The following is a 6668-nucleotide window of genomic DNA, read 5'->3' on the forward strand; positions in this document are numbered from 1 at the left end:
CCTCGATCACTACCGGCACGGTGCTCCTGGTCGGCGCCTCGGCGGCGGAATGGCAGTCGGAGGTTGCGAGCGAAATCACCCTGCAGGTGCGCCCGCAGGGTGGGCGCGACCTCGGCCGCGATGCCGACGCCGCCGCCGAGGCGATGCGGACGCAGCCCGGCATCCTTCAGGTCAAGCCGTTCAGCAAGGAGGAGTCGGCAAGATTGCTGGAGCCGTGGCTCGGCAGCGGTCTTTCGCTCGAGGAGTTGCCGGTGCCGCGCGTGATCGTTGCCCGGGTCCAGCCCGGCACCTCGCTCGATCTGGCGGCGCTGCGCAGCCGGGTGACCAGGGTGGCGCCGTCGGCCACGGTCGACGATCATCGCGCCTGGATCGAGCGGATGCGCTCGATGACCGGAGCCACCGTGTTCGCCGGCATCGGCATCCTCGCTTTGGTGATCATCGCGACCATCATTTCGGTGTCCTTTGCCACCCGCGGCGCGATGGCGGCGAACCGGCCGATCGTCGAGGTGCTGCATTTCGTCGGTGCCGGCGACAGCTACATCGCCAACCGCTTCCTGCGGCATTTCCTGAGGCTCGGCCTCGAAGGCGGACTGATCGGGGGCGGCGCCGCGATGCTGCTGTTCGGCTTCTCCGAATCGGTTGCCGGCTGGTTCTCGGGCACCCCGGTTGGCGATCAGTTCGCGGCGCTGCTGGGGACATTCTCGCTGCGCCCGTCGGGTTATCTGGCGCTCGCGGCGCAAGCGGTGCTGATCGCGGCGATCACCGCTTGGGCCTCGCGGCGGACCCTGTTTGCCACGCTGGACGATATCGACTGATGGTGCAAAGCGGATTCCACTTCGGCCGAAAACGCTCTAGAATTACCCTGAGGGGAAACCGGATCCGATGAGTCTGCAGCCCGACGACAACTCGCCGAATGCGCTCGTGGCGCCGCCACGGGGATGGCTGCGCGCGACTGTTGTCGCGACGCTGGCGATCACTTTCGTAGCCGCTGCGGCGGGCTTCGTCGCCTTTCTCTCGCAATTGCGCGGCGTGGAAATACGGCCCGCGCGCAAGGCCGACGGCATCGTGGTGCTGACCGGCGGCTCCTCGCGCGTCTCCGACGCCATGGAATTGCTGGCCGCCGGCTACGGCAAGCGGCTGTTGATCTCGGGCGTGTACCCGACCAATGACGCCAGCGACATTTCCCGTTCGCTGCCGGACAGTCAGTCGCTGCTGGGCTGCTGCGTCGACCTCGACCGCTCGGCCGTCAACACGCGCAGCAACGCGGCGGAGGCGCGGCGCTGGGCGCGCGAGCGCGGGTTCAAGTCACTGATCGTGGTGACATCGAATTACCATATGCCGCGGGCCGTCGTGGAATTGTCGCATGCGATGCCGGGCATCATGCTGATCCCGTTCGCGGTGGTCGGCGAGCGATGGCGCGACGAACCGTGGTGGACGAGCGGCGCGACCTTCCGCCTGCTGCTATCGGAGTACGCGAAATATGTCGCCGCGGAAATGAGGGTGCGTCTCGCCAATGCCGGCCTCGATCTGATGCCCGAGCTCGCGGACCAGGCCGGCGGCTCGCCTGCGCCACGCCGGCCGGCGACGGCTCAAGCCAACTGATCCGGGTATGCGATGTTTCTGATTTTCCTGCGCGCGCTGGTCTACAACGTACTGTTCTACGTGCTGCTGGTGTTTTGGCTGATCGTCGCCATCCCGACGTTCCTGATGCCGCGCCGGGCGATCCTGCGGATCGCCGGCTACTGGGCGGCGAGCAGCATCTGGCTGTTGCGGGTGATCTGCAACACCAGGGTGGAATATCGCGGGCTCGAAAAGATTCCGGAAGGGCCGCTGATCGTCGCTTCCAAGCATCAGTCGATGTGGGAAACCTTCGCGCTGCTGCAGTTTTTCGACCAGCCGCTCTATATCCTCAAGCGCGAACTGACGTGGATTCCGTTCTTCGGCTGGTACCTGATCAAGGCCAACATGATCGGGATCGACCGGAGCGCCGGCGGCCGCTCGCTGAAGGATATGGCCCGCCGTGCCGCCGAGGCGGTTCGGCGCGGCCGTCAGTTGATTATTTTCCCCGAGGGCACGCGAACCCCCGTCGATGCCGCGCCGAGCTACAAGTCCGGCATCGGCCTGATCTATGTCGACTGCGGCGTCACCTGCCTGCCGGTCGCGCTCAATTCCGGGCTGTTCTGGCCGCGCCGCACCTTCATGCGCTATCCCGGCACGCTGGTGGTCGAATTTCTCGATCCGCTGCCGCCAGGCCTGTCGCGCAGGGAATTCCTTTCGCGCGTTTCCACCGTGATCGAGGATGCCACCAACCGGCTGGTCGAGACGGCGCGCCGCGAGCAGGCCGAGTTGTTCGGCCGGGTGCCGAGTTCGGCGCCGGCGAAGGTGTAGCGATCGCTAGCTCTGCTGCTGCACGGCCGGGTGAAGCGGATGGGCGTCGTGCAGCATCATCGCCAGTTGATGCAATTGCGGATCGCGAAAGCCTTGCGCCTCGATCGACTTCACGGTGGAGAGGACATAGTCGCGGTTGTTTCCCGAGCGGCCGTGGCCCTGCTGCACGAAGCGCAGCTGCTCGGCCAGCGAGAGCCGGCCGGCATATTGCACATGGCCGCGATCGACCACATAGGCCAGCGCGCTGACGCGTTGCCTTGCCTCGTTTTCCAGCCACACCGAGCGCATCACCTCGCGATAGACGTTTGTGGTCTGCTCGCGGCCGCGCAAATACGCCACCGTGTCGTCGCGCTGCCTTGCCGCGACCCGGAATGCGATGCCGCGGCAGGCGCCGCCACGGTCGAGCCCGAGCACGAGACCGGGCTGTTCCGGGGTGCCGCGATGGTCGAACGAATAGACGCAGAGCGCACGATGCTCGCCGATCAGCCGCGCCGGCACCTGCTCGATGAATTCAAAACCCGGCCGCCACATCAGCGAACCATAGCCGAATACCCACAGGTCGCCTTTGGACAGTTCCGCTTCGGACAGGGTCATGGCTGACATGGCGCGCACGGCTAGCAGAACCGCGGGGCGAAGCGAAGTGGAATTCAACGGCTTTCGCTGCCCGGCTCGGTCGCTTACATTTGACAAAATCATCCGCCAAAGGTCGCCGCATGCCCGACATGACCCACGCGCCGCGCCGGCGCCCGCTTTGGCGCCTTTTCATCATGCCCGTTCTGCTCCTGGTCGCAGCCAGCGCCTGGAGCGCGTTCTGGTTCTACGCCGCCGCCGAGGTCGGCGTCCGCGCCGATGCCTGGCGCGCGCAGGAGGCGAAATCCGGCCGGGTCTATGACTGCGGCAAGCGGACGGTCGCCGGTTTCCCGTTCCGGCTTGAAGTGCGCTGCGACGACGCCAGCGTGTCGCTGGTTTCGCAGACGGCGGCGGCGCAGTCATCATTCACCGCGCGGCTCGGCGAAATCCTGGTGGTGGCGCAAATCTACGACCCCAAATTGCTGATCGCGGAATTCAAGGCGCCGGCGACGATCGCCGATCGCGGCGAGCTGCCGTCGATGACGGTGAACTGGAGCAAGGCCCGCAGCAGCGTGGTCGGCCTGCCGGCCGTCCCGCGGCGCGCCGCCATCGTGTTCGACGATCCCGCGATCGACCGCATCAATGCTTCCGGTCCGACGCCGCTGGCGCGCGCAAGCCATGTCGAGCTGCACGGCCGCCTTGCCGACGGATCGCCGACCGAAAATCCGGTGATCGAAACCGTGCTGCAGATCGCCGGCGGCAGTGTGCGCGAGGTGCATCCGCTGCTCTCAGCGCCGTTCGATGCCGACGTGCGGACCAGGTTGACCGGGCTGAGGGATTTTTCACCAAAGCCATGGCCCGAACGATTCCGCGAGCTCCAGGCTGCGGGCGGCCATGTCGAGATCGCACAGTCGCGGATTCAACAGGGCGATCTGATCGCGGTGGCCGCCGGCACGCTCAGCCTCACCGCCGCCGGGCGGATCGCCGGCGAATTGCAGATGACGGTGGCGGGTATCGAGAAAGTGATCCCGGCGCTTGGTATTGAGAAGATGCTGGAGGAGGGCGTGCCGCAGGCGACGCTCGATCGCGTCGCGCCCGGCGTCAAGACCCAGGACATCAACAATCTGTTCGGCGCGCTCGACAGGGCCATTCCGGGTCTCGGCAAGGTCATCAAGCAGAATTCCAATGCCGGCGTCGCCGCGGGAATCAATTCGCTCGGCACCGAAGCCGTGCTCGAAGGCAGGAAGGCGCGATCCTTTCCACTGCGCTTCGTCGACGGCGCGGTGTTGCTCGGGCCCCTGAAGGTGGCGCAGGTGCCGCCGCTGTTTTGAATCGCCGCCGTCGAAACGTTGCCCACGCTGCGGCGCCAAGCGCCAAATCCCCGCTTTCTCACTCCGGCTTCTTCCCCAATTGCGCATGCGGCCGGCCGAAGTCGGGGGCGGCCGAATCCTGGCCGATCTCGACGATGCCGCGGCGGATGGCGCGGGTGCGGGAAAAATGCTCGAACAGCGCCTCGCCGTCGTTGCGGCGGATCGCGCGGGTGAGTTTCGACAAATCCTCGTTGAAGGTGCCGAGCATTTCCAGCACCGCGTCCTTGTTGGTCAGAAACACGTCGCGCCACATCGTGGGATCGGAGGCGGCGATGCGGGTAAAGTCGCGAAAGCCGCCGGCGGAAAATTTGATCACTTCCGACGACGTGACCTCTTCGAGTTCGTCGGCGGTGCCGACGATGGTGTAGGCGATCAGATGCGGCAGATGGCTGGTGATCGCCAGCACCAGGTCGTGATGGTCGGGCGTCATGATCTCGACCTTGGCGCCAAAGCCGGCCCAGAACGCGCGCAGTCTTTCCACCGCGCCCGGATCGGTGCCTTGCGGCGGCGTCAAAATGCACCAGCGATCGATGAACAGTTCCGCGAAGCCGGAATCGGGACCGGAATGCTCGGTGCCGGCGACCGGATGCGCCGGGACGAAATGAACGCCTGGCGGAATATAAGGCGCCATGTCGCGCGCCACGGCACCCTTCACCGAGCCGACATCGGAGACGATGGCGCCAGTTTTGAGGAACGGCGCAATCTCCTGCGCCACCGGCCCGCAGGCGCCGACGGGGATGCAGAGGATGACGAGATCGGCGTCATCGACCGCTTCCGCGTTGGTCTCGACCACACGATCGACGATGCCGAGCTCGGCGACGCGCTCCCGCGTCCTGGCCGAGCGCGCGGTGGCGACGATTTCGCCGGCCAGCCCCTGCAGCCGCGCGGCGCGCGCGATCGAGCCGCCGATCAGGCCGAAGCCGATCAGCGCGACACGTTTGAAGTGAGGCGCAGCGCTCACTTTTGCGCCATGAAGTCGCGCAGGCCATCGACCACCAGCCGATTGGCCTCCTCGGTACCGATGGTCATGCGCAATGCGTGCGGCAGGCCGTAATTGGTCACCGCGCGCAGCACCAGGCCGCGTTGGGTCAGGAAGCCGTCGGCCTCGGCTGAGGTTTTGCCTTTATCGAGCGGGAAATGGATCAGCACGAAGTTCGCCACGCTCGGCGTCACCTTGAGGCCGAGCTTTTGAATCTCTTCCGTCAGCCAGTTGCGCCAGCGTTCGGTGTGCGCCTTCGACATCTGGACATGCGCGGTGTCCTCGATCGCCGCCGCCGCCGCCAGCATCGCCGGGGTCGAGACGTTGAAGGGCCCGCGGATGCGGTTGACCGCATCGACGATGTGGGCCGGGCCGAACATCCAGCCGATCCGCAGCGCCGCCAGCCCGTGGATCTTGGAGAAGGTGTGGGTCACCACGGTGTTTTCAGTGGTCGCGACCAGCTCGATGCCGAACTCGTAGTCGTTGCGCAACACGTAGTCGGAATAGGCGGCGTCCAGCACCAGCAGCACATGCGGCGGCAGACCGGCGCGCAGCCGCTTGACCTCGTCGAACGGCAGATAGGTTCCGGTCGGGTTGTTCGGGTTGGCGAGCCACACGAGTTTGGTGCGCGCCGTGACCCGTTGCAGGATCGCGTCGACATCGGCGGTGAAATTGGTCTCGGGCGCGACCACGTTCCGGGCGCCGCTGGCCAAGGTGGCGATCGGGTAGACCAGAAAGCCGTGGGTGGTGGAGATCGCCTCGTCGCCATGGCTGAGAAAAGCGTGCGCCAAGAGATTGAGGATTTCGTCGGAGCCGGCGCCGCAGATGATGCGGTCGGGATCGAGCCCGAAGGCGCGGCCGATCGCCTCGCGCAGCACCCGCGAGGTGCCTTCCGGATAGTCCGCCAGGTGATCGGCGGCGTGCCGGTAGGCCGCGATCGCCTTCGGCGACGGCCCGAATGGCGTCTCGTTGGCGGACAGCTTGAAGACCTTGCGACCCGGCTCGGGCACCGGGCTCTTGCCGGGCGTGTAGGGTGCAATATCGAGGATGCCGGGGTTCGGCACGGGGCGGGACATCGTCAACTCCGGCTATTCGGGCGCCCTACGGTTTGGCAGCCCCGTTCGGGGGCACCGTATAGCGCGTTGCGTGGCTGCCGACGAGGGCCGATGAGCGCACCGAGGCGCCGGCCTTGATCAGGGCGGTCTTGATGTTTTCGAACCCCGAGCCCGCGATCGAAACCAGCAGCGCCGCGCCGTCGAAGGCAGTGTCGGGCACGGCGACGATTTCGGCGAGCGGCGACAGCGCGCGCGATCTCGGCGTTCCAGCCGGAGACGCGCACGCTCCAGGTCTCGACCTCGGTC

7 protein-coding genes and 1 pseudogene are annotated in these 6668 nt (G+C 66.4%); 4 read left to right on the forward strand and 4 right to left on the reverse strand.

Features of this window, described 5'->3' with window-relative positions:
• The 3 genes from WCE35_RS07750 to WCE35_RS07760 all read left to right on the forward strand — a co-directional run.
• A partial coding sequence (locus WCE35_RS07750; protein ID WP_424592763.1) for a cell division protein FtsX occupies positions 1-815 on the forward strand: 815 nt, incomplete at its 5' end.
• A gap of 67 nt (positions 816-882) precedes the next feature.
• Positions 883-1602, forward strand: coding sequence for a YdcF family protein (locus WCE35_RS07755; RefSeq protein WP_424592764.1), 720 nt, complete (start codon positions 883-885; stop codon positions 1600-1602).
• 12 nt (positions 1603-1614) lie between these two features.
• Positions 1615-2388 (forward strand): lysophospholipid acyltransferase family protein, encoded by a 774-nt coding sequence (locus WCE35_RS07760; protein ID WP_424592765.1) that lies wholly within the window; start codon positions 1615-1617, stop codon positions 2386-2388.
• Between the two features lie 6 nt (positions 2389-2394).
• Here WCE35_RS07760 and WCE35_RS07765 read toward each other — a convergent pair whose 3' ends face one another.
• Entirely contained in the window at positions 2395-2991 is a 597-nt protein-coding gene (locus WCE35_RS07765) for a gamma-glutamylcyclotransferase (protein ID WP_424592766.1), read from the reverse strand.
• A gap of 110 nt (positions 2992-3101) precedes the next feature.
• Here WCE35_RS07765 and WCE35_RS07770 point away from each other — a divergent pair, with 110 nt between their 5' ends.
• Positions 3102-4289: a DUF2125 domain-containing protein gene (locus WCE35_RS07770; RefSeq protein ID WP_424592767.1), complete on the forward strand. Its 1188-nt coding sequence runs from the start codon at positions 3102-3104 to the stop codon at positions 4287-4289.
• Positions 4290-4347: 58 nt separating this feature from the next.
• Here the strand turns inward: WCE35_RS07770 and WCE35_RS07775 are convergent, their stop codons facing one another.
• From WCE35_RS07775 to WCE35_RS07785, 3 genes and pseudogenes are all read right to left on the reverse strand, one after another.
• Positions 4348-5289: a prephenate/arogenate dehydrogenase family protein gene (locus WCE35_RS07775; RefSeq protein WP_424592768.1), complete on the reverse strand. Its 942-nt coding sequence runs from the start codon at positions 5287-5289 to the stop codon at positions 4348-4350.
• Complete coding sequence (hisC, locus tag WCE35_RS07780) at positions 5286-6383, reverse strand: histidinol-phosphate transaminase (RefSeq protein ID WP_424592769.1); 1098 nt, start codon at positions 6381-6383, stop codon at positions 5286-5288. Before hisC ends, WCE35_RS07775 begins: the two co-directional genes overlap by 4 nt.
• 25 nt (positions 6384-6408) lie before the next feature.
• Positions 6409-6668 (reverse strand): annotated as a pseudogene (locus tag WCE35_RS07785) (chorismate mutase); the annotation flags it as partial.

This window comes from Bradyrhizobium sp., assembly GCF_049691595.1.
In the GTDB taxonomy this organism is placed as follows: domain Bacteria; phylum Pseudomonadota; class Alphaproteobacteria; order Rhizobiales; family Xanthobacteraceae; genus Bradyrhizobium.

What these genes read in the sequence shown, in the direction of transcription:
- WCE35_RS07765 (WP_424592766.1), bottom strand. Translation starts at nt 2,991, where the DNA reads ATGTCAGCCATGACCCTGTCCGAAGCGGAACTGTCCAAAGGCGACCTG.
- WCE35_RS07760 (WP_424592765.1), top strand. Translation starts at nt 1,615, where the DNA reads ATGTTTCTGATTTTCCTGCGCGCGCTGGTCTACAACGTACTGTTCTAC.
- WCE35_RS07755 (WP_424592764.1), top strand. Translation starts at nt 883, where the DNA reads ATGAGTCTGCAGCCCGACGACAACTCGCCGAATGCGCTCGTGGCGCCG.
- hisC (WP_424592769.1), bottom strand. Translation starts at nt 6,383, where the DNA reads ATGTCCCGCCCCGTGCCGAACCCCGGCATCCTCGATATTGCACCCTAC.
- WCE35_RS07770 (WP_424592767.1), top strand. Translation starts at nt 3,102, where the DNA reads ATGCCCGACATGACCCACGCGCCGCGCCGGCGCCCGCTTTGGCGCCTT.